Raw genomic sequence first — 22,305 nt, forward strand, 5'->3', positions numbered from 1 at the left:
ATAAAATCATGAAAAAAGTTATTTGGATTATCATCGTCATTTTAGCTCTTTTAGTGGGCTTTATTCCTATCACTTATCTCACCTCAGGCGTTAGTAAAGGTTATTTAGAACTCAAAAGCCAAGAAGCATTACGCAGCACAACTTGGTGGTTTTTCTTATATATGCACATCATTTCGGGTGGCATTGCTATTCTTATCGGTTGGCTTCAATTTAGCTCAATACTTCTAAAAAAATACTCTCGCTTGCATCGTATCATTGGCAAGATTTACTTGGCTTCTGCATTAGCTTGTTCATTATCAGGGTTTTATATCGGATTTTATGCGACTGGAGGCTTGATTCCTGCCGTTGGATTCATCACGGTTTCGTGTATTTATTTTTATACAACTCTTATGGGATTTTTATTAATCCGAAGAAAGCAAATCATTCAGCATCAAAACTTCATGACATATAGCTACGCTACCTGTTTGTCAGCCGTTTCTCTTAGGTTATCAGTGCCGTTTTCTTATTTATTTACCGATAATTATATTTTATCATACTCGATTATTGCTTGGACTGCATGGATTCCAAACTTACTTGTGGCCTATTGGGTCAATAAAAATCGAGAAGAGAAAATACCTATCAATCTCTCGTAAAATAAGTAGCATCTTACAAGAAAGGGCGTTTTTGAAGTTTAATTGAGTGAATTTTGATGCTCAATTAAACTTTTAAAATTATGACAAAAGCAAACCGAATCGGCCTAATGATACTGGCCATTACCCTACTAAGCATCGCACAGATACAGGCACAAATTCAACCTCAAAATTTAAGACTTGGCTTTCTGAACGAAACAAGTAGTTTGCCATCTGCCAAAATCAGCAGACTTCCTGTTCACCCCACTTTCAATATTGGTACTGACCTGCGAGTAAGGTCGGGGAATCATTGGCAAAGAGCATTTGGCGTTGATGCTTACTACTATTATCATCGAAAAGTCGAACACGCAATTATGCTCGATGCTTCCTATCGCATTGGTTATAAATTTGGTTTTGGACTACAGTTAAATCTCACAACTGCACTTGGCTACAAGCACGCCATACTTGCTGGAAAAAAATATGAATTGAAAGATGGCCAATATCAACCAACTACCCACTGGGGAAAGGCTCAACTCAATACCAAGTTAGGTTTGGGTTTAGAATATCCAATTTCAGACAAGTACAGCCTCACAACCGACTACAAAGTAATGGTAGCTGCACCATCGGGCGATATATTCATTCCATTTAGTATTAATACATTTTTAGGTACAGGTCTCAAAATCAAGATTAACTAACAAAAGCTATTACAGATATGAAAATCATTCAATTATTAGGTATCGCAACTCTTTTTTTATTGGTTTCGTGCGAGCAAGAATTACCACAATCAACGGCTCAAAATACTTGTAGCTTAGCAAACACCAATCATCCCAAAGCTGCTCAGTATCAGAAAATTATCGACAAATTTATGCAAGCAGGAGCAGTAGGCGTAAGCATTACAGTCAAATCCCCTGAAGGACTTTGGAGTTCGGCAGCAGGCAAAGCCGATTTAGCAAATAATATTAATCTTAGCCCTTGCCACACACTTCGTATGGGTAGTATTTCAAAAACCTTTACTTCGGCTACAATATTGAAACTTCAAGAAGAAGGAAAGCTGAATATCAATGATTTAGCCAGTAAATATTTACCCGAAGAGGTTACTAAAAATGTAGAAAATCTCGATAAAGCTACTATCAGAAACTTGTTGCAACACACTTCGGGAGTTCATGAATATTTAGGAATTAGTGGAATTTTAGCTATCAAAAACTTTTCATTAAAACACAAATCAGCAGCCGAAAATATCAAGTCGATTTATGGAAAAAAAGCTCAGTTTGAAGTAGGAAAAGAGTGGAGCTATGCCAATTCTAATTATTTACTATTATCGCTGATTATTGAAAACATCACTAAAAAAAGTTCGTATGAAGTAGTTACCGAGAAAGTTATTCGTCCATTAGGACTAAAAAATACCTATGCCAGCACAACTTTACCAAGTTCGTTGTCGAATGGCTACTATGATAGTTTTAATAATGGGATGATGGTTGACCAAACCGAAATTGATAATAACGCCGTGGGCGGCCAAGATATGCTCGATGGAGGACTGATTTCGAATTCGTACGATTTGGCAATTTTGATGGAAGCACTAAAAACGGGTAAACTACTTTCTGCAAAATCGGTAGCCGAAATGGAGCTACCAATTGGCTTTTATGTAGAAGTTCCAGAAGACCTAAATTATATAAAAGACTATGGGCTGGGACTTTTCAAACTCGACATAGATGGCAAAAAAGGAATTGGACATGGTGGCAATGTATTTAGTTTTAATTGCATAGCCTATTATTTTCCAGAACAAAAAATAAGCGTTTCAATCATGCTCAATAGTTATTCAAAGAAACTACAAAAGGCTTTATATGATGTAGAAACCTTAAAAATGGTGTTTTAAACTTGATTTTTGTGTAATTTATTCAGCCGTTCATCCTCAATTTCAATACTGTCATCAAAAATATGGCAGTATTTTTTATTTTTTAATACATCGTATAACAAAGTATATAAAAATTTACAATACCTTTGTTACATGAAAAATGAATTCTTAAAAAACTGGGATACGCAACTGAAAAAAGGGCTACTACCTTTTTTTGTGTTGCAGGCACTCAATCAGAAAGAGTGCTATGGCTATGAGTTGATTCAGACCCTCAAAGATTCTCTGGGAATTGAAGTAACCGAAAGTACGATTTACCCATTGCTGATTCGATTAATGAAAGAAGACCTACTCATACATAAGTGGGTAGAGCAGCAATCGGGGATTCCGAGAAAATATTACTTCATTACGGAAGTAGGAAAAAGCAATTTGGCCGAAATGCAAAAAAGTATTGTAGAGATTATTGAAAAAATACAACAACAATGAAACTAATCGAATTTAAAAATACAAACGCCCAACGAATCTATACCGATTATATCAATCGAAGTAAAAGGGTGATTCGGATTTTATCAAACGAAGACCAAGAAGATTGTTTGATGGAGATAAACAGTTATATCTTCGAGTATATTCAAAACCACCAAAACGAAGATGAAACTTCAACTCTGCTGAATATTTTAGAGCGGTTAGGGTCGCCCGAAATCACACTAAAAGAAGTAGTTGCTGCAAAAAAAATCGACCAAGCAGTAAAGACCTTCAACCTAAAGCACCTTATCGAAGCACTCTTTTTGAATCTACGCAATGGCTTGGTGTATATCGTATTATTTGTGCTAACTCTCTTGTTGGTGTGTTTCCCGATTCTTATAGTTATGGAAATACTATACCCAGAAGAAACAGGGCTTTTTGTGGGTGAAAAGACTTTCTTTTTTGGTATGACAGACCCTAAATCGGGAATACAAGAAGTGCTTGGGAGTGCATTTATTCCTGTGGTTATATTGCTCGGTGTAGGGTTTTATTTCCTTATCGTATTTCTTTTAAAACTCGTTAAAAATAAAAAATCATGAAAAAGCTATTATTTACTCTTCTAACAAACACGCTTATTGTTATTATAAGCTATGCACAAGATATTACAGGTCCGTGGAATGGGGTACTGAAAGTAGGCGGTACACAGCTGAGAGTGGTAGTAAATATCTCGAAAACCGAAGAAGGATATAAATCCACTCTCGACAGCCCCGACCAAGGAGCAAAAGGTATAGCTATTTCTAAAACAACTTTCGAAAATTCGAAATTAAGTTTTGAAATACCCGTGGCGAAAATTGAATATATGGGCGAATGGCAAAACGAAAAATTTATAGGTATTTTTAAGCAAAATGGTAAAGAAATCCCATTGGAACTGAACAGAGGTGGCGTGAGTGTTGAAGCGGTAAAACGCCCACAAGAACCACAAAAGCCATATCCTTACTACTCAGAAGATGTTACTTTCGAAAATCCAAAGGCTCAGATTTCATTGGCGGGTACACTTACATTGCCTCAAAAAGAGGGTGTTTTTCCAGCGGTTATCTTGATTTCGGGGAGTGGGCCACAGAACCGAGATGAAGAGCTTCTTGGCCACAAACCGTTTTTAGTCATTTCGGATTACCTTACTCGCAATGGCATTGCAGTTTTAAGATTTGATGACCGTGGTGTTGGGCAGTCGAAAGGTGTTTTCAAAACTGCTACATCAGCCGACAATGCAAGCGATGTAGAAAGTGCGGTGGCTTATCTGAAAACACGCAAAGAGATTAAGCAAATTGGTTTAATGGGGCATAGTGAAGGAGGCCTGATTGCTCCGATAGTGGCGGCAAATAATAAAAATGTAGCATTTATTGTACTTCTGGCTGGAACTGGTATCAGAGGAGATAAACTTTTATTGATGCAACAAGAACTTATTTCACGTGCCAATGGAGAAAGTGAAAAAGAAATTGAATTGTCGAAGAAAATTAATGAAAAGGCTTTTGAACTAATCGTAAAATCGAACAATGATGAGCAACTAAAGAAAGATTTGGCTACTTATATGAGTCAGGTTCTTAAAGAAAATCCAGAAATAAAACCTAAAAATATAAGCGATGAAGATTTTGTGGCAGAACAGGTAAAAAGTATAGTAGGGCCATGGATGCAATATTTTTTAAAATATGACCCTGCCAGTAGTTTGACAAAAGTGAAGTGTCCGATTCTTGCTCTTAATGGTGAAAAGGATTTACAAGTTCCTGCTAAAGAAAACTTAACGGCCATAGAAAGGATAGCAAAAAACGCAGGTAATAAGGATGTTACAACCAAGATATACGCTGGACTCAATCATTTATTTCAAGAGTGTAAGACTGGAAGTCCAGCCGAATATCCAACAATTCAACAAACTTTTTCACCACTCGTAATGGAAGATTTCACACAATGGATTAAGCAAAAAACTAAATAATTTTTATACCTTAATTGTTTGAAATGCAAGTTGCATTTCAAACAATTATTGAATATTACAATTAATATCTTCAATACTAATTAACTGTAAATCAAGACACTATTCTTTCAAGTATATGCAAGAAAATAAAGTTGTGAATCATTAAAATAAAAGCTCATAACAAGCGTAAATGAACAGTAACCTCAGCATTTTAAATGACCAATAATTTAAATTCTACTATTCCACAAAAATTTTATGGACTCGACCATCTTCGGTCATTGGCTATTATTTATGTTTTTCTTTTTCACTATTTTATAATAAGTAAAGGGCAGCCCGAATGGCTCCCAGATTTTGCACAATTTGGCTGGACGGGCGTTGATTTATTCTTCGTCTTGAGTGGTTTTCTGATTTCTTATCAGCTATTTTCTGAAATCAAAAAGGGCAAAAATGTTTCTTTGAAAGAGTTTTTTATCAAACGATTCTTCAGAATTATTCCTGCGTTTTTGGTAACCGTTGGGTTGTATTTTTCAATACCTGCTTTTCGAGAGAAAGAAGCTTTACCAGCACTTTGGAAATTCTTGACATTTACGCAAAACTTCGACTTAAATCTGAAAGATAATGGTACTTTTTCACACGCATGGTCGCTTTGTGTAGAAGAGCATTTCTATTTATTATTGCCCTTTGTATTGTTTTTTCTACAGAAAACTCAATTATTCAAGTGGGCTTATTGGCTGTTGATAATATTTTTCTTACTTGGTTTTTCAGTACGAATTTATAGCTATGATTCATTATATTTACCCAAAATGGCCGATGAGTTTAGTTGGATGTATTGGTATAAATATATTTACTACCCAACCTACAATCGTTTAGATGGACTTTTAGTGGGTATCGCTATTGCCGCCGTTTATTGCTACTTGCCAAATTTTTGGCTTAAAATATCGAAATTTGGTAATTTATTAATCGCACTAAGCATTCTTATACTAATCGGAGCTTATTTTTTGTGCATCGACCAACAAACTTTTAATGCTTCGGTATTTGGGTTTCCGTTGATTGCTTTGGGCTATGGTTTTATGGTAATGGGAGCAATTAGTCCAACGAGTTTTCTATACAAATGGCATTCAAAATTTACAACTCTTATAGCTACCCTTTCTTACGGAATCTATTTAACTCACAAAGGCATCATTCACCTAACACTTTTAGCGTTTGCTGATTATCCGATAAATCACAATTTAATGCTTGTTATCAGCATATTTACTTGTTTTTGGGCAGCATATATACTGAACCTAATCATTGAAAAACCATTTTTAAAGTTAAGAAACAAAATCATTGAGCAAAAGCCATGAAGTTGATTAAACATACGCCCCTGCTATTGACACTTGTTATATTCCCAGCTCTTTTCTTAGGCGTTTATACCATGAAATGGCATCAAGTTCCGCAAAATATATGGGTTTTGAATATTGCTTTTGTATTTGTCTCTATATTTTTGGGGCTGTTATTTCTAAGATTCAGACAAAATTTTAGTGCCGTAAATACATATTTGCTAATTGCTGGGGCGATTTTGTTATTGCTTGCTACTTTTCTGAGCAAACCAGTACTCGATGTGCATAGATGGGTGAATATTGGAGGTATGAGGCTAAATACAGGTTTGATAGTAAGCCCATTATTACTGATTCAAATTTATAAGTTAGATAGTGTAAAAAATGCTTCAATCATTGGCCTCCTGACAACAATAATATTCTTTCTACAACCTGATGCTTCTCTTGTCATGGCGTTTTCGATACCCGCAGTATTGATTATTGGGAGAAAGTTGAAAAGTACCAGCCATAAGATAATTATGACAATATTTACGATAACATTTGTATTGATGGCTTGGTATAATCTTGATAAACTTCTACCGATAGATTATGTAGAGGGAATAGTGCAACTGGCAAATAAAATAAGTTTTACCTATCAATTGCTTGCTGTTTTATCGCTTGTATTATTATTATTTCCTTTCTTTTTTTACCACAAAGAAACTTTAGCAGTAGCATTAGGAACTTACTATGCTTTTTTATTGATAGCTACAATTTTTGGTAATTTTCCTGTAATGATTATGGGCTACGGGGTCTCTCCGATTATAGGGTATAGCATCGGATTATTTAGAATCATTGCACAAATGGAGGATAATAAACAAATATAGGGGACAAAGTCCCCCTATATTTACAACTAAATTGAATAAAAAATAAACTATTTATTTAACTTATTTACTAACACCACGCTATTGTCATTCAAACTTGTTGTTCTTTTACCAAACTTCTCTCTACACCAACTCATCAGATGCTTGATTTCTTCTTGAGTCGATTGTCTTAACGCTTTTCGCAATTCTTTTTTGAAAATTCGAGGCTCAAAACTCACCTTTTCGAGTATCATCTTGCTATATTCAAGCATTGTCATAGGTATCGGATTTAGTTTCCCGAGCGAACACTGCTCGCTCGGGAAAGGTTAAAGTTGAGTGCTTAGTGGAAATGAATATTTATATAATTTTTCTTGTTTAAAGTTATCGTAGTTTGATTCAAATTATCACTTGCCATATCGACAAATGTACATTTCATAAAACTTCACTTTTAATTATTTTTTCGAATAATATCTTGTTCATGTCGAACGACTATCTTCATGAAAAATGTCGTTCTTGAATGACAGTGCAAAGGTAGACAAGCAATATTAGGGAAGAATTAAGTTAAGATTAGAAAAGTGTTAGAATTTATTTGGGTAATAAAAGTGAGAAGATTGTACCTTCATTTTCGGAAGAAACAACGCTGATTTGTCCTTTGTGAAGTTGCACAATACGGCGAGTTAACGAAAGCCCAACGCCATGTCCTTTGGTATTACGAGAATTTGAGCCTCGTTTGAAAGGCTCGAAAATCTGCGATAATTCGTTTTCGGGAATCATCGAGCCTTCATTATGAAAACTGAGTTTTAGAATTTCGTCATCCATTTCAATCTTAACCTCAACCGTATGTTGGGGCGAAAATTTTGCTCCATTTTCAATCAAATTGATTAATGCCGTGTAAAGTAAGCCTTCATTACCTTTTACTTCGGGCGTTAATTCCGCATTATCGTCTAAACTGATAAGTATTTTATAATCAGGATTTTTCTTGAGTAATTCAGTACGAATTTGCCAAATTACTTCCAAGATATTCACAAGTGTATATTTGAATTTTGTATCGTCGGCATCAATACTTGTTAGGTCTAAAAGATTGTTAGTAAGCTTATTGAGTTGCTGTACATCATCTAAAACCGACTGAATCATGAGTTTCAAATCGGCAGGATTATCGTTGGCCAGTAACGATACTTGGATTTGGCCCGTGATAGCCGTAAGGGGCGTACGTAATTCATGCGAAGCGTGCGAAACAAACGAGCGTTGGGTTTGAAAAGCGTGTTCGAGTCGGTCGAGCATCTGATTGAAGCGAATAGAAAGTTGCTCCAGTTCGTCGGCTTTGTTTCCTTCATCGAGTCTGAGATTGAGTTGAGAAGCACGAATTTTATCAATTTTTTGAATCATTCGCTGAATCGGGAGTAACATTCGGCGAGCAAATACCCATCCTGTAACGGCACTAATACAAACCAACAAAAAAGCCGAAAAGCCTAAAGTCAAAGCCAAATTACGTTGTTTTTCTAAGCCATATTTATCAACTGACGAAGTAAGCACTATATAATCTTTATTTCGATTTCGGATAACGATTCCGTACATTTCGAGGCCGTTTTCTTCCCAAAAAAGTTCTCTTTCTTCTCTTATCTGACCTAAAATTTCGGCTTTCAAATTAGGCGAATCGGAACCACTCTCGTAAATCACTTTATCATCTACATCATAAATAATGATTTCTTCTTGATTGAGGGCTGTTACATTATTTTTATCGAGAAGTTTGAGCAGGTCGGGGCTGATTTCGTTTTTATTAAAAATAATAGTAGCAGCCGTTAGGGCTTCCTGACGCAGGCGGGTTTTGTATTCTTTTTGTCGGTAATTTTCGCTTTCAAAATAAATTACGGCCGAAAAGATAAGCAATAAAATAGAAAAGATGCTCAAGAAAAGCACCGCCATGCGTGTACGAATCGTCATTTATTTTTTAGCATATAGCCCATACCAACAATCGTATGGATGAGTTTATTAGAAAAACCTTTATCTATTTTATTACGCAAATAATTGACATAAACCTCGATAAAGTTTGTGCCCGTATCGAAATTTATATCCCAAACTTTTTCGGCAATATCAACCTTTGATACAACTCGGCCTTTATTAATCATCAGGTATTCGAGTAAACTAAACTCTTTGGCCGTAAGTTCGATAACTTGCCCATCTCGGCGGGCCACTTTTTCTTTCAAATCAAGCTCCAAATCGGCTTCTTGAAGGCGTTCGGAAGGCTGTTCGATTTCGGCAGTTCTTTTCAGCAAAGCTTTTACTCTCACCAAAAGCTCCATAAAATCAAATGGCTTTACCATATAATCATCCGTACCTACTTCAAAACCCGATAGTTTATCAGCCACCGTACCCAATGCAGTGAGCATCAGAATCGGGATTTTTGTATTTTTTGTACGTATATATTCACAAAACTCCAAACCACTCATATCGGGTAAACCAATATCTAAAATGATGAGGTCGAAGCTGTTTTCTTCAAAAAGCAGTTTCGCCTCTCCCCCTGTTTCGGCCACTTCCGCCTCGAAATTTTGGGTTTGCAATCCTTTCTTAATAAAAGTTGCTACTTTTGCTTCATCTTCGACGATGAGTATTTTCTTATTTTCTATCATGACTTTGTGCGTTGTGTTAGGCTTTCTTAACTGTTTTCATCTGAATAATATCAACCAAAAAGGCAAATGCCATCGAAAAATAAATATAACCTTTCGGAATTTCAAAATGAAGCCCTTCGGCCAATAAAGATACACCAATCATCATCAGAAAACACAAAGCAAGTATTTTAAAAGATGGATGAAGCCTAATAAATTCACTAATTGGCCTCGACGCTATCAGCATAATGCCCACCGTAACAACAACTGCGGTGTACATAACCCAAAGTTGTTGAACCATACCCACAGCTGTAATGATAGAATCAATCGAGAATACTAAATCTAAAATAATAACTTCTGATAACAACTTAGCGAAACTACTTTTTGCGGTAGGCTCGACTGGGGTATCAGCATTTATCTCGGTTTTATGATAAATCTCTTTTGTACTTTTATAGACCAAGAAAAGTCCTCCAGCGATTAAAATTAGGCCTTTCCCAGAAATATCTTTTCCTACAATTGACAAAAGTGTTTGGTCGAGTTTAAGAATCCACGAAATTATTCCTAACAGCAGAAGTCGCATCACCATTGCCAGACCAATTCCCCAATAACGTAGTTTATTTCGTTGGTTCTCAGGCAACTTATCTGCTAAAATTGAAATAAAAATTATATTATCAATTCCCAGAATAACTTCTAAGGCAATTAATGATAATAAAGGTATAATAACTTCTAACATTTGATTTTGGGTATGATGTGTAATTAAAAAAGCAGTCGAAAATCAACTGCTTTTTCACCTACTCTAAACTAAAAACTGAACTTTTCCTAAAGACTTTCTCCTATTATGATGATACAAAGGTACAACCCCAAGATTAAAGCCATCTTAGTTTAATATTAGAAAAGGCTTAGAATTTTTAATATCCTAAGCCTTTTCTGAGAAAATAAAATTGATTGACGCTTATTTTTTCAAGATTCCTTCCAAAACCTTAATATCACCATCGACTTTCGGTGGAGTGATACCCAAAATTGCAGCCACAAATGGATATACATGAATGTTATCAAAAGCAGGAATCTTTACACCCGCTTTGATATTTGGGCCTTTGGCGTAGAAAATTGCTCCCATTTCGGGTGTTATAGAAGGGTCGAATCCATGAACGCCCCAAACCGCACGAGTTTCGGGCTTTTTAGCCAATGCTTCTTTTGAATAAATACTATATGCTGGCTCAACCACAAAAAATAAATCACCAATGCGAGGGTGGGTATTAAAATGTAGTTTTACAGGAATTTCGGCCTTTTTATACACTTTAAAGTGCGATTCTCTTGCCTTAATTACGTTGTATATTGAATCTTCTTTGGCTTTGTTTTTCATGAAAATATTAGCGTGCGTACTATTATTCACAAAAATGAAATCGTCTTTCGGTAAGCCTGCCAGAATATCATCTTGATAAATAAAATACTCAGGCTTGTTTTGCATTTCGTACATTCCGTGGTCGGCCACTAAGATTACGTTTACGGGCAAATCTATTTTTTTCAAACCATCAACCAACATCCCTACCAAACTATCAGCTTCCATAACGGCCTCTTTGGTCTTCTGTCCGTTAGGGCCAAAATCGTGGCCTTGCGTATCGACCATCGAAAAGTAAATCGTCATCAAGTGTGGACGCTCGGCTTCTGGCAATTTTAACCAATCGAAAACTGCGTTGATACGATTTTTGTGCGGTACGGTATCATCAAAACGATGATAATAACTTGGATAAACCCCACCAATCGGAGCTTCCGAGCCTACCCAAAAATACGAAGCCGATTTCATGCCATTTTGCTGCACGAGTTGCCAAAGTGGCAAACCACCATAATAATAAGGGTCTTCGACTTTGGCACGTTGGCGAATTGAGTAAAAGGTATCTCGGCCTTTATCATAAAATGTATTGTCAACCAATCCATGATTGCCGGGGTAAAGTCCCGTAACAAGCGTATAATGGTTCGGGAAAGTCTTACTTGGAAACGACGGACGCATGACTTCGGCAGCCGCACCTTGCTTGATAAATTCTTTGATATTAGGCGTATTGTATTTTTCTACATAATCGTGTCGAAAACCATCGAATGAAACCATGACAACGTATGGAACGCTTGCCAACGGAGCATTTTGAGCAAACAAAGCATTGCACAGTATTAGCAAAGCAAATAGGTTAACAAATCTTTTTAGAAAAGGGAACATATTCTTAGTGATTAGAATGAATTATGCGGTAAAAATAGAGATAAACACGAAACTTTGCTCATCTCAGATTAAAGGTTTTTTGTAATCTCTCATCGGATTCATAAATGGAGTTAATAATATTACTAAACAATGAAAAAATTATATTTAATTTGAGTATAATTTTTGACCAAAACCTCATGAAAAAACTCCTTCTGCTTGGCATTCTTTGCTTGATAATTATTTCAGTACAAGCTCAAAAACAAAAAGTAATCCTTGATTGCGATTTAGGCGATGACATTGACGATGCCTACGCAGTAGCTTTAATGTTGGCCAGCACCGATAAATTTGAAATTTTGGGCATAACAACCTGCTACGGACGCACCAACGACCGTGCAGAATTGGCCTGTAAAATACTTTATGAAACTGGTTTGGAGCAGATTCCAGTTGCTATGGGTCGAAATACTTCAAACATAGACGAACGTGCAAATTGGTACGCCGAGCAATATTATTGGTCAAAAGGGTTCAATAAGGTCAAACCGATTAAGCAATCAGGGGCAGATTTTATTATCGAACAATTACGCAAGTATCCCAATGAAGTGATTCTTTTTTCGGTTGGGCCAGTCACCAACATGAAAGATATTATCGAAAAAGACCCACAAGTATTGAAATTGGCCAAGAAAGTAATCGCTATGTTTGGTTCGTTTTATATTGGGTATAACGGTAGCCCAACCATCAACCCCGAATGGAATGTTAAAGTAGATATTGAAGCTTCCAAAAAATTTGTCAATTCAGGAGCGAACATCGTTTATGCTGGGCTTGATATAACCGCTTTTGTGAAATGGGATAAAATGATGCAAGAAAGATTACTTTACCGCCAAAGTCCACTTACCAATGCACTTTGTGGACTCAAAACTCTCTGGTCGAATACCGCTACTCCTACCCTTTTCGATGCCGTAGCCATCGGAATGGCTCTTTACCCCGATTTATTCAAAACTGAAAAAGTTTTTATTGAAGTTGACGATAAAGGCTATACTCGCATTGATAAAACCAAAACACCCAATGCAGAAATTGGTGTGAGTATCAACACCGATGAGTTTTTGAAGCGAATCATGGATATTTATTTAAAGCAGAATTTAGGAAGATGAAACCAAAAATATTCGTTATCGGGAGTTCAAATACCGATATGGTTGTAAAATCTGAGAAGTTACCAGCTGCAGGCGAAACCATTCTTGGAGGTACATTTTTGATGAATGCAGGTGGAAAAGGAGCAAATCAGGCCGTAGCTGCGGCAAAACTGGGGGCAGATGTAACTTTCGTTAGTAAAGTTGGAGATGATATTTTCGGCAAACAAGCCATTCAAGGGTTTCAGAAAGAAGGTATTAATACTGATTTCGTTTTTACTGATGTAGAAAATCCTTCGGGCGTTGCTTTAATTTTGGTTGATGCCAAAGGAGAAAACAGCATTGCAGTAGCTTCGGGTGCAAATGGAAATTTACAAATATCAGAAGTAGCAAAAGCAATTGAACAAATTTCGACGAATGATACGGTTCTGCTTCAACTCGAAATTCCGATTCCGACCGTAGAATTTGCCATCAAAAAATGCTATGAAAGTGAAGCAAAAGTTATTTTAAATCCTGCTCCAGCACAAAAGCTCGACGAAACTGTTTTCCAGTATCTCGACATCATCACTCCCAACGAAACCGAAGCAGAATTACTAACAGGAATAAAAGTTACAGACCTCAAAACTGCCGAACAAGCAGCTCTAAAATTCCACGAAAAAGGTATAAAAAATGTCATTATTACACTTGGTTCAAAAGGAGCATATTTGCACAATTCAACCACTAATCGTTTAATTGCCGCTCCTGTCGTTCAAGCTGTTGACACCACCGCTGCTGGCGATGTCTTCAACGGTGCTTTGGCAGTCGCACTTTCTGAGGGAAATGATTTAGAGCAAGCCATTGATTTTGCCTGTAAAGCAGCAGCCATTTCAGTTACTCGTATGGGTGCTCAAGCGTCTGCTCCTTTGCGGAGTGAGGTGGTGTGAAAGATTTTTTTAGTTAAAAATCAAAAAAAACATTAATTTCAGATATCATATAGTTAAAAACTCAACAATTAAATTTAAAATGCAGCGATTCGAAAATCTTTTCTATTTTGTAGTAGCAATAAATATTGGTAAAAATATAGTCATATCATTTCTTAAAACTCGACTTACTATTGAACCAAAAGTAAGTCAAGTGTTAAAAATTTCTGATAATATATTTATATTCTTGTTTTCCGTTTATTATGCTTCTAATTTATATGACAATTATAACAGGCTTGCCCAAAATAATTTGAATGATTTTTACATAACACTTTTTTTTGAGGCAATATCAATCCTATTTCTTACTACTTTATCATCTAACATTTCCCAATATCTTATTTTTTTTATTAATGCTTCCAAACATTTTTTAGCTTCAATATTTTTAATTACTAATGAAAATATTTCAAAAACAAACGAAATATCAGAAGAAGAGCATGATAAAAAAAATATCTTGGAAACTAGTTTACATGACCATATAAATACAAATTACCTCAATATTGATGACATAGATAACAACTTTGTCAAAGATATGGCCAAGATTCAAGTGAATCGTTATAAAAACATTCCAGATAAATTTCATTTGGTTTATAATCATTTTATTGATATTGATACTCGAAATGACTTAGAAATTGAAAGGCTAATTAACTTTTCTCGTCAAAACCTTCTTTTGGGTACATTGATATCTATTGCCGCTATTGTTTTTTTAATTTATGATTATAGAGCTTCAGAAGTTGTTAGAAATTCATTCTCAAACAATATTAATATTTTTAGCTATTTCGAATATTATTTTCCAAAACTTTCAATTATCGTTTTAATAGAGGTTATTGCATTTTTCTTTTTAAGACTTTATAAAAATAGTATTAGTGATATAAAGAATCGACAGGATAAAAGAACCGAAATTGAAATGCAGATAATATTATTGAAGCTTTCAATTTTATCTAATAATGATGATAACATAAAGGAAATTACGAATACTTTGTTGAATTCAAATAAAGTAGTTAAAGATGATAAAAAGGAACCTAACACTGATGTTGATAATCAAAAACAATATACTGAGATAATTAAGGAGTTGATTTCTAAGATTAAAATATAATTTACACTTGTACTTCGCACAGCATAACTGCAACGAAACTATCTTGAGTTACAAACCAAAATAAGCGATGCCGTTTCAGTCTCGTCAATCACGAGTGTTACTCTATTTCCTATCTTCAAATCAGCTTTAGAAACAGGCCCCATTGAATTTTTAATTGTAGTATTATTGGTAAACTTAATAGTCTGAACAACGCCATCATTTCTTCTGATATTTATTGAGTTATTGCCAACTTCTATTATCTGTCCTGTGCCACCAGTGCCGTTACAGGGGTCATCACCTTGTATCATAACATCTTTATTATCCGTACGCATATTTGTAGCATTTTTTCTAAAATTTACTGGCTGTTCCTTCGGATAAATGGCGTATAAAATAGTAGCACTAAGCACAATAATAAGAGTTGTGGCAGCAATTATGGCTTTGTAATTTTTTAAACGTACCCACCGAGCAACAATCAAAAAAGCCCAATAGCCAATCATCACACCAAGTGCATTTAGTAATATATCGTCAATATCAAAAATACCTACTCCTAATGCTACCTGTGGTATTTCGATGCTAAAACCAGCGATAATGGCAATAAGAAGTAAGCTTTTCCACTTCAAATTTTGGTAAATGCAAGGCACAAGAAAACCAATTGGCACAAGTAAGGCGATGTTTCCGATTAGATTAACACCCGCAATAATTAATCCTTTATGCCCCAAAAGATAAGGCAAAATGGTCTTGAAAGGCACAAAATTTGGTCCATGACCTGCGTTTGTTCCCGAAAAATTCAACATGAGTTGGCCTATTCTAATAGTTGGCATATCCTTAAAGACCATAACCTTGATTAGGATTGCACAATAGATTATGAAAACAGATATTGATAGAAATCGCTTCGTCATTGTTTTGTGAGTAAATATTTCGAGTTATTTGGCCAAAATTAATCTCTCAATAAAGGAAGAATAAAAGAATGTTCTGAAACCCTCAAAATTTGTGATGAATTTAGTATTTTAACAATTTATTTTTGTACATTAACTTTTAAAACATTTCTTTTTTTAAGAAGCCCTGCCCGAAAATTTACTGTTCGAGCGACAGCGAGTTTAAATTTTCTTGACTTTTTTGTTACTTTTTGTGTCAAGACAAAAAGTAAGGCTGAGAAAAAGAAATAATAAATAAGTCCGTAATAGTTTAAATGCCTCAAATACAAAAACTCAACCTTAACATGAAAAACAAACTTTTACTAATTATTTTCTGCCTTTTATCTACACTTACTTACGCTCAAAAAATGATAACTATGAGCAAAGAAAAGCTCAAAGATAAAATCATGGGTGGTTGGGCAGGTCAGACCATCGGCGTTACTTTCGGAGCCCCAGTTGAATTCAAATTCAACGGCACAATGATTAACGATTATCAGAAAATTCCTTGGTATGATGGTTTACTACAAAAAACAATGACCAATAACCCAGGAGTTTACGACGACCTCTACATGGATTTGACATTCGTAGAGGTTTTCGAGCGTGAAGGACTTGATGCTCCCGTAGAATCGCACGCAAAATCTTATGCGAATGCGGGTTATATGCTTTGGCACGCCAATCAAGCGGCTCGATACAATATTTTGCAAGGCATCATGCCACCTGCTTCGGGGCATTGGCTCAATAATCCACACGCCGATTGCATTGATTATCAGATAGAAGCAGATTTTGCTGGACTAATGTCGCCTGGAATGCCCAATACAGCCTCGAAGATTTCGGATAAAATTGGACATATCATGAACTACGGCGATGGCTGGTACGGTGGCGTTTATATCGGAGCAATGTATTCGTTGGCTTTGACTTCAAATGACATCAATTATGTGGTAAACGAAGCCTTAAAGACAATTCCGAAGGAATCACAGTATTATAAATGTATTGCCGATGTGATAAAATGGCACAAAATGTATCCTGACAATTGGAAAAAAACTTGGTTTGAGCTTCAACAAAAATGGACAAACGATATTGGCTGTCCAGACGGTGTTTTTGCTCCTTTCAACATTGATGCGACTATCAACTCAGCTTATGTTGTGTTGGGCTTACTCTACGGCAAAGGAGATTTTACTCAAACAATGGAAATCACAACTCGTTGTGGACAAGATGCAGACTGCAATCCATCATCAGCAGGTGGAATTTTGGGGGCGATGTTGGGTTATAAAGCAATTCCTGAATACTGGAAATTGGGTTTAAAGGCAATAGAAGACATGGATTTTAAATATACTTCTACTTCACTCAATGATGTATATGAAATTGGCACAAAACACGCTCTACAAAATATCGAACGCAACGGTGGAAAAGTTTCGGGCGATATGATTACTATTAAAAGCCAAATACCAACAGCAGTTAGATTTGAGGAGAGTTTCAAAGGGCATTACCCACTTGATAAAAAATGGATTGGTAAAAATTTAGAAAACGAAATCGAGTTAGATTTTGAAGGAAATGGCTTTGTAGTGAAAGGAGAAGCCAAACCAAAAGAAGGTAGTTCATGGGACTCAAAAAGTGATAAATTTGCCCAAATTGAAGTGTATGTAGATGGAAAATTGCATGAAACAGCCAAACTTCCTGTAAAATTCACTACTCGTCGCCACGAAATTTGCTGGAAATACGAACTAAGCGATGCACCTCATAAAGTAAAACTAAAATTACTCAACCCCGACCCTGAAATGATTTGCTATTTATCAGAATTAATATGGTATTCGAGCAAACCACAACAAAAAATGACCATCGGCACTTTTGGACCTTATAAGAAGAAATGATTTCGTGGCTTCGACTGGAACGCCAGCCGCTCCGCTCAGCCACCGATTCAGCTTCAGCAACTTGGCCTCGGCTTCGCTCCGCCACCACATAGTTTTTACTTTTGGTGGCTGAGCGTAGTCGAAGCCACCAAAAGTGAAGCCATCATTAATGTAATTCCCCTAACCTAAATTCAATAAAACTATGTTCATCATTCAAGATTATACCCTCGCTGTTATTTTTACATTGGTCACGATGCTCTGCTGGGGTTCGTGGGCAAATACTCAAAAACTAACCTCTAAAGACTGGCGTTTTGAAGCCTTTTATTGGGACTATGTGCTTGGTATTCTATTGATGTCTATCATCTTTGCCTTTACTTTTGGAAGCATTGGCGATGGAGGCCGAAGTTTCTTAGCTGACATTAAGCAAGCTGATAATCAAAGCATTCAGTCAGCCATTATTGGTGGCGTTGTATTTAATGCTGCAAATATATTGTTGGTAGCAGCCATCACGATTGCAGGAATGTCGGTAGCATTTCCAGTCGGTATTGGCTTGGCTTTGGTTATTGGCGTGATTGTCAATTACTTAGACAATCCAGTGGGTGATAAAACCTTGCTTTTTGGAGGAATGGCTTTAATTGTTTTAGCGATTTTACTAAACGCCAATGCTTACCGAAAAATGCAAAGCGGACAAGGCAGTGTTTCGACTAAAGGTTTAGTTTTATCAGTCGTGGCGGGTATTCTGATGGGTTATTTCTATAAATATGTGGCCGCTTCTATGTTTCCTGATTTCAATGCTCCCGAAGCAGGAAAATTAAGTCCATATACTGCCGTTTTCTTCTTTGCGATTGGCGTTTTATTGAGTAATTTTTTGTTCAATACTTTACTAATGAAACGCCCATTCGAGGGAAAACCTGTTAGTTATGCTGATTATTTCAATGGTTCATTCAAAAACCACTTGATGGGAGTTTTGGGCGGAATGATTTGGTGCAAGGGAATGTCTTTTAATATCATTGCTTCTGGAAAAGCTGGCCCCGCCATTTCTTACGGATTAGGACAAGGAGCAACCATCGTGGCCGCAATTTGGGGAATTTATATCTGGAAAGAATTTAAAAACGCCCCAAAAGGCACTTCAACCATACTCAACATTATGCTTTTGTGCTATGTGATTGGTTTAGGAATGATAATTGCGGCGAGATAAAATTTTGAGTAAAAAGGTTCTCTTTGCAACAATTTTCAAAAAATCGTTGTTGAAAAACTATGAGTCAACGAACTCAGAACTCAGCACTTATAACTCAGCACTCTTTTGAAACATCTCGCTTACCTCAATAAATACTTTCTGAAATACAAATGGTACTTGATTCTTGGTATCATTTTTACCATCGTTTCCAATCTTTTTGGCATTATTCCAGCCCAAATTGTGCGTCATGCACTCGATTTGGTGAAGGAAACGATTGATATTTATTTTCTCTACGATAATTCGCAGACCCAAAAATCAATGTACGATGTCTTCACAACCAGCATCGGTATTTATGGTTTGTTGATTTTGGCGATGGCTATCTCGAAAGGTATATTTCTATTTGCCGTTCGTCAGACCATCATCGTGATGTCTCGCCATATTGAGTTTGATTTGAAAAATGAAATTTACGCTCACTATCAAAGCCTTCCTTTGAGTTTTTACCGCCAAAACAACACAGGCGATTTAATGGCTCGTATCTCGGAAGATGTCAGTAAAGTAAGGATGTACGTCGGGCCATCACTCATGTATTTGATGAATATGTTTGTGCTGGTTGTGTTGGTTCTGAGCTATATGTTTTCGGTCAATACTCGCCTTACATGGTGGGTTTTGCTGCCAATGCCAGTGCTTTCGGCCAGTATTTTTATGGTCAGTAGCACCATGAATAAGCGTTCGGAAGAGATTCAGAAAAGTCTTTCTAAACTTTCAACGTTTGTGCAAGAAGCATTTTCTGGAATCAGAGTGTTAAAAGCATTTGCTCGTGAAGATGATTCGGCCAAACGATTTACAGCCGAAAGCGATGTTTATAAGTCAAAATCATTGGCTTTGACTCGTGTCGATGCTCTGTTTTCGCCAACAACGGCATTATTGATTGGTTTAAGTACGGTACTGTGCGTGTATGTGGGTGGACAAGAAATCATTGCAGGAAGATTAACGCCAGGAAACGTAACGGAATTTATCATGTACGTATTCATGCTCACTTGGCCACTCATTGCTTTAGGCTGGACATCGAGCCAAATTCAGCGTGCAGCCGCCTCTCAAAAACGTATCAATGAGTTTTTGCAAGTAAAATCCGAAATCATTTCTACAAAAAATCTTACTACTCCAATCGAAGGAAATATCAGTTTCAGAAACATTGATTTTGTATATCCTGACTCGGGCATTCAAGCACTCAAGAACTTTAATTTGGATATAAAATCGGGAGAATCAGTAGCTATTCTCGGAACGACGGGTTCTGGAAAAAGTACAATTGCGAATCTGATTGTACGAATGTATGATACCACGAGCGGAGACATTCTTTTCGATGGTATTTCGATAAAAGAATATAACGTACAATATTTACGTAGCCAAATGGGGTATGTGCCGCAAGAAGTATTTTTATTTTCGGATACGATAATGAATAACGCCAAATTTGGCTCGCCAAACATCACTGACGAACAAGTAATTCAAGCTACAAAAGATGCCGATTTGTATCAAAACATTATGGATTTTCCGGAAAAATTTGATACAAAACTCGGAGAAAGAGGCATTACGCTTTCGGGTGGACAAAAACAAAGACTTTCCATTACTCGTGCGATTGCCCGTGAACCAAAGATTTTGATTCTCGACGATTGTCTTTCAGCTGTTGACACAAATACCGAAAATATTATCTTGAATAATCTCCAACGCATTATGCAAAACCGTACTTCGGTGATTATCTCTCACCGAGTTTCGTCGGCTAAACTGGCAGACAAAATCTTGGTTTTGGACAATGGAGAAGTTGTAGAACAAGGCACGCACGACGAACTTTACGAAAAAGGCGGAGCATATCGTGAGCTTTACGAAAAGCAGTTGCAAACTGAGGAAGTTTAGATTGTGGTATAAAAAGAGGAAGTCTTCGCTCGAAGCGAAGACTTCCTTAAACTTAGTCAAGAATAATCAATAACGTCTATTATATCGGTCGTCATAACGGCGGCCGTCGCCATGGTCACGATTACCTCGGCTGAAGTCTTCGTAAGTTACACGGTCGCCATCACGTTTTTCACGATTTATCCAACGGTTCAAGACTGTCAAATCTTCTATCAAATCACGGCGTTCACGTGGGTCAAGCACACCATCACGTTTATAACGATTTTCTTTGTATTCGATAGACTCTACCTCACGCAATAAGCGTTTTGACTCACGAGATGTGATACGTCCACTTTCAATTCCCCAAGCAATTTGACGGCGAGCCTCACGTTGATAACTATCAATTTTATCATAGCCACCTCTACCATAATTATCGTTTCTATCGTAGCGTCCATTATCATTGCCACGTCGTCCGTAGGCATCATCATTGCGGTCATATCCTCTTTGTGCATTGGCCACGGCAGCACTTGCTACCAACATTGCCACAATCATTAGCTTTCTCATAGTCTTTTCGTTTTTGGTTTTACTGTTTGTTATTAAACTTCCTTAATTATTGGAATTTAATACTTAGATGCAAAACCTACTCGAAGGGTTTACTCAGCTTTTTGTTAATGATTGTTAATGCAATTTTAGAGATTTATTCACCGCTCGTTAGCACCTCAAAAGCCTGTTCAAATTCAATATTGCGTATATTCTTAAAATGTTCGTTATGAAAACTATCCAGCCTTTTCAAGATATTTACAATCATCGTTTTTTCGCTGGGCGTTAGCGTATCAAAAGCCATTTTTCCAACTTTATCCATATAAGGCATACTTTCTGCCAATACTTGCAATCCTTTTTCGGTAATTTTTACTCTTTTCGAGCGTTTATCATTTTCATCAGGAAACTCCTCTACCAAATCGGCAGCAATTAATCTTTTAATAATATCAATTCCCGACGGAAACTCCGACAACATTTCATAAATCAACTCACTCTTTTTTGGAGTCTTCAAATCCATCAACGAAATCAGATATATCCAATCTTCGATATTATTCAACGGAAAATGATTGAGTGCTTTTTTTGAATAAAGATTTGAATACTTCACTAATCTACCCAACAAACCGGCCAATTGTCCATTGACAGGCACGCTATGCCATTCTTCCAAAGATTGCGTATTATGCTCGGCCAAATACTTGACACAAAAATCAGCGATACTTATATCCGGATTTTCGGTTTCGTACTTGTGCCACGTGTTTACTAATTCTACTATTTTCTTACTCATCACAAAATCTTTTATATACTACTAAACAAAATTAAACTTACTTTGTTTTCATAATAAATACTAAACAAAATTATACAACAAAATATGTTTTCAAAATAAATTCCCATCTTTTCTTGTTTATTACTTTGAAAACATAATATATTTGCATAATAATCAATGTTTTTATTACAGAAACATAA

The 22,305-nt window shown here is 36.3% G+C and carries 23 protein-coding genes; 15 read left to right on the top strand and 8 right to left on the bottom strand.

The window, feature by feature from the left end; all coding sequences use genetic code 11:
• Nucleotides 1-8: 8 nt before the first annotated feature.
• The 8 genes from IEX65_RS20005 (at nucleotide 9) to IEX65_RS20040 (ending at nucleotide 7,064) form a co-directional block, all read left to right on the top strand.
• Nucleotides 9-632 (top strand): DUF2306 domain-containing protein, encoded by a 624-nt coding sequence (locus IEX65_RS20005; RefSeq protein ID WP_188768676.1) that lies wholly within the window; start codon nucleotides 9-11, stop codon nucleotides 630-632.
• 80 nt (nucleotides 633-712) lie between these two features.
• On the top strand, nucleotides 713-1,303 hold the full coding sequence (locus IEX65_RS20010; RefSeq protein WP_188768678.1) for a hypothetical protein: 591 nt from the start codon (nucleotides 713-715) through the stop codon (nucleotides 1,301-1,303).
• A 17-nt stretch (nucleotides 1,304-1,320) separates the two neighbouring features.
• The gene (locus IEX65_RS20015) at nucleotides 1,321-2,481 is read left to right on the top strand and encodes a serine hydrolase domain-containing protein (protein ID WP_188768681.1); all 1,161 of its coding nucleotides are present in this window, start codon (nucleotides 1,321-1,323) and stop codon (nucleotides 2,479-2,481) included.
• Nucleotides 2,482-2,613: 132 nt separating this feature from the next.
• The gene (locus IEX65_RS20020) at nucleotides 2,614-2,943 is read left to right on the top strand and encodes a PadR family transcriptional regulator (protein WP_188768683.1); all 330 of its coding nucleotides are present in this window, start codon (nucleotides 2,614-2,616) and stop codon (nucleotides 2,941-2,943) included.
• Entirely contained in the window at nucleotides 2,940-3,518 is a 579-nt protein-coding gene (locus tag IEX65_RS20025) for a DUF1700 domain-containing protein (protein ID WP_188768685.1), read from the top strand. The genes IEX65_RS20020 and IEX65_RS20025 overlap by 4 nt, the downstream gene beginning before the upstream one ends.
• Nucleotides 3,515-4,906, top strand: coding sequence for an alpha/beta hydrolase family protein (locus IEX65_RS20030; RefSeq protein ID WP_188768687.1), 1,392 nt, complete (start codon nucleotides 3,515-3,517; stop codon nucleotides 4,904-4,906). Before IEX65_RS20025 ends, IEX65_RS20030 begins: the two co-directional genes overlap by 4 nt.
• Before the next feature lie 194 nt (nucleotides 4,907-5,100).
• The gene (locus IEX65_RS20035) at nucleotides 5,101-6,228 is read left to right on the top strand and encodes an acyltransferase family protein (protein WP_188768690.1); all 1,128 of its coding nucleotides are present in this window, start codon (nucleotides 5,101-5,103) and stop codon (nucleotides 6,226-6,228) included.
• Nucleotides 6,225-7,064, top strand: a complete 840-nt coding sequence (locus tag IEX65_RS20040) for a hypothetical protein (protein WP_188768692.1) — start codon at nucleotides 6,225-6,227, stop codon at nucleotides 7,062-7,064. Before IEX65_RS20035 ends, IEX65_RS20040 begins: the two co-directional genes overlap by 4 nt.
• Before the next feature lie 47 nt (nucleotides 7,065-7,111).
• Here IEX65_RS20040 and IEX65_RS20045 read toward each other — a convergent pair whose 3' ends face one another.
• The 5 genes from IEX65_RS20045 to IEX65_RS20065 all read right to left on the bottom strand — a co-directional run bounded on the left by IEX65_RS20045 (nucleotide 7,112) and on the right by IEX65_RS20065 (nucleotide 11,852).
• Nucleotides 7,112-7,318 (bottom strand): hypothetical protein, encoded by a 207-nt coding sequence (locus tag IEX65_RS20045; RefSeq protein ID WP_308424968.1) that lies wholly within the window; start codon nucleotides 7,316-7,318, stop codon nucleotides 7,112-7,114.
• Between the two features lie 307 nt (nucleotides 7,319-7,625).
• Nucleotides 7,626-8,981 (bottom strand): HAMP domain-containing sensor histidine kinase, encoded by a 1,356-nt coding sequence (locus IEX65_RS20050; RefSeq protein WP_188768693.1) that lies wholly within the window; start codon nucleotides 8,979-8,981, stop codon nucleotides 7,626-7,628.
• Nucleotides 8,978-9,667 (bottom strand): response regulator transcription factor, encoded by a 690-nt coding sequence (locus IEX65_RS20055; RefSeq protein WP_188768695.1) that lies wholly within the window; start codon nucleotides 9,665-9,667, stop codon nucleotides 8,978-8,980. Before IEX65_RS20055 ends, IEX65_RS20050 begins: the two co-directional genes overlap by 4 nt.
• 16 nt (nucleotides 9,668-9,683) lie before the next feature.
• Nucleotides 9,684-10,376, bottom strand: a complete 693-nt coding sequence (locus IEX65_RS20060; RefSeq protein WP_188768697.1) for a TerC family protein — start codon at nucleotides 10,374-10,376, stop codon at nucleotides 9,684-9,686.
• 219 nt (nucleotides 10,377-10,595) lie between these two features.
• Nucleotides 10,596-11,852 carry an alkaline phosphatase family protein gene (locus IEX65_RS20065; RefSeq protein WP_188768699.1) on the bottom strand — a complete coding sequence of 419 codons (1,257 nt, stop codon included), beginning with the start codon at nucleotides 11,850-11,852 and terminating at the stop codon, nucleotides 10,596-10,598.
• A 176-nt stretch (nucleotides 11,853-12,028) separates the two neighbouring features.
• On the opposite strand from IEX65_RS20065, the gene IEX65_RS20070 reads away from it, so the two are divergent.
• The 3 genes from IEX65_RS20070 (at nucleotide 12,029) to IEX65_RS20080 (ending at nucleotide 15,004) form a co-directional block, all read left to right on the top strand.
• Nucleotides 12,029-12,976 carry a nucleoside hydrolase gene (locus IEX65_RS20070; protein ID WP_188768701.1) on the top strand — a complete coding sequence of 316 codons (948 nt, stop codon included), beginning with the start codon at nucleotides 12,029-12,031 and terminating at the stop codon, nucleotides 12,974-12,976.
• Complete coding sequence (gene rbsK, locus IEX65_RS20075; RefSeq protein ID WP_188768702.1) at nucleotides 12,973-13,875, top strand: ribokinase; 903 nt, start codon at nucleotides 12,973-12,975, stop codon at nucleotides 13,873-13,875. Before IEX65_RS20070 ends, rbsK begins: the two co-directional genes overlap by 4 nt.
• Before the next feature lie 79 nt (nucleotides 13,876-13,954).
• Nucleotides 13,955-15,004: a hypothetical protein gene (locus IEX65_RS20080; RefSeq protein ID WP_188768705.1), complete on the top strand. Its 1,050-nt coding sequence runs from the start codon at nucleotides 13,955-13,957 to the stop codon at nucleotides 15,002-15,004.
• 38 nt (nucleotides 15,005-15,042) lie between these two features.
• Here IEX65_RS20080 and IEX65_RS20085 read toward each other — a convergent pair whose 3' ends face one another.
• Nucleotides 15,043-15,882: a VanZ family protein gene (locus IEX65_RS20085; RefSeq protein ID WP_188768707.1), complete on the bottom strand. Its 840-nt coding sequence runs from the start codon at nucleotides 15,880-15,882 to the stop codon at nucleotides 15,043-15,045.
• Between the two features lie 320 nt (nucleotides 15,883-16,202).
• Here IEX65_RS20085 and IEX65_RS20090 point away from each other — a divergent pair, with 320 nt between their 5' ends.
• The 4 genes from IEX65_RS20090 to IEX65_RS20100 all read left to right on the top strand — a co-directional run bounded on the left by IEX65_RS20090 (nucleotide 16,203) and on the right by IEX65_RS20100 (nucleotide 20,829).
• Nucleotides 16,203-17,765, top strand: a complete 1,563-nt coding sequence (locus IEX65_RS20090) for an ADP-ribosylglycohydrolase family protein (protein ID WP_188768709.1) — start codon at nucleotides 16,203-16,205, stop codon at nucleotides 17,763-17,765.
• Complete coding sequence (locus IEX65_RS28140; protein ID WP_262891870.1) at nucleotides 17,743-17,877, top strand: hypothetical protein; 135 nt, start codon at nucleotides 17,743-17,745, stop codon at nucleotides 17,875-17,877. Before IEX65_RS20090 ends, IEX65_RS28140 begins: the two co-directional genes overlap by 23 nt.
• A 69-nt stretch (nucleotides 17,878-17,946) precedes the next feature.
• The gene (locus tag IEX65_RS20095) at nucleotides 17,947-18,942 is read left to right on the top strand and encodes a GRP family sugar transporter (RefSeq protein WP_188768711.1); all 996 of its coding nucleotides are present in this window, start codon (nucleotides 17,947-17,949) and stop codon (nucleotides 18,940-18,942) included.
• Nucleotides 18,943-19,047: 105 nt separating this feature from the next.
• Entirely contained in the window at nucleotides 19,048-20,829 is a 1,782-nt protein-coding gene (locus IEX65_RS20100; RefSeq protein ID WP_188768713.1) for an ABC transporter ATP-binding protein, read from the top strand.
• Nucleotides 20,830-20,895: 66 nt separating this feature from the next.
• Here IEX65_RS20100 and IEX65_RS20105 read toward each other — a convergent pair whose 3' ends face one another.
• Nucleotides 20,896-21,369 (bottom strand): hypothetical protein, encoded by a 474-nt coding sequence (locus tag IEX65_RS20105; RefSeq protein WP_188768715.1) that lies wholly within the window; start codon nucleotides 21,367-21,369, stop codon nucleotides 20,896-20,898.
• Nucleotides 21,370-21,502: 133 nt separating this feature from the next.
• Nucleotides 21,503-22,126 (bottom strand): MarR family winged helix-turn-helix transcriptional regulator, encoded by a 624-nt coding sequence (locus IEX65_RS20110; protein ID WP_188768716.1) that lies wholly within the window; start codon nucleotides 22,124-22,126, stop codon nucleotides 21,503-21,505.
• Nucleotides 22,127-22,305 lie beyond the last annotated feature (179 nt).

This window comes from Emticicia aquatilis, assembly GCF_014644295.1.
GTDB classification, from domain to species: Bacteria; Bacteroidota; Bacteroidia; order Cytophagales; family Spirosomataceae; genus Emticicia; species Emticicia aquatilis.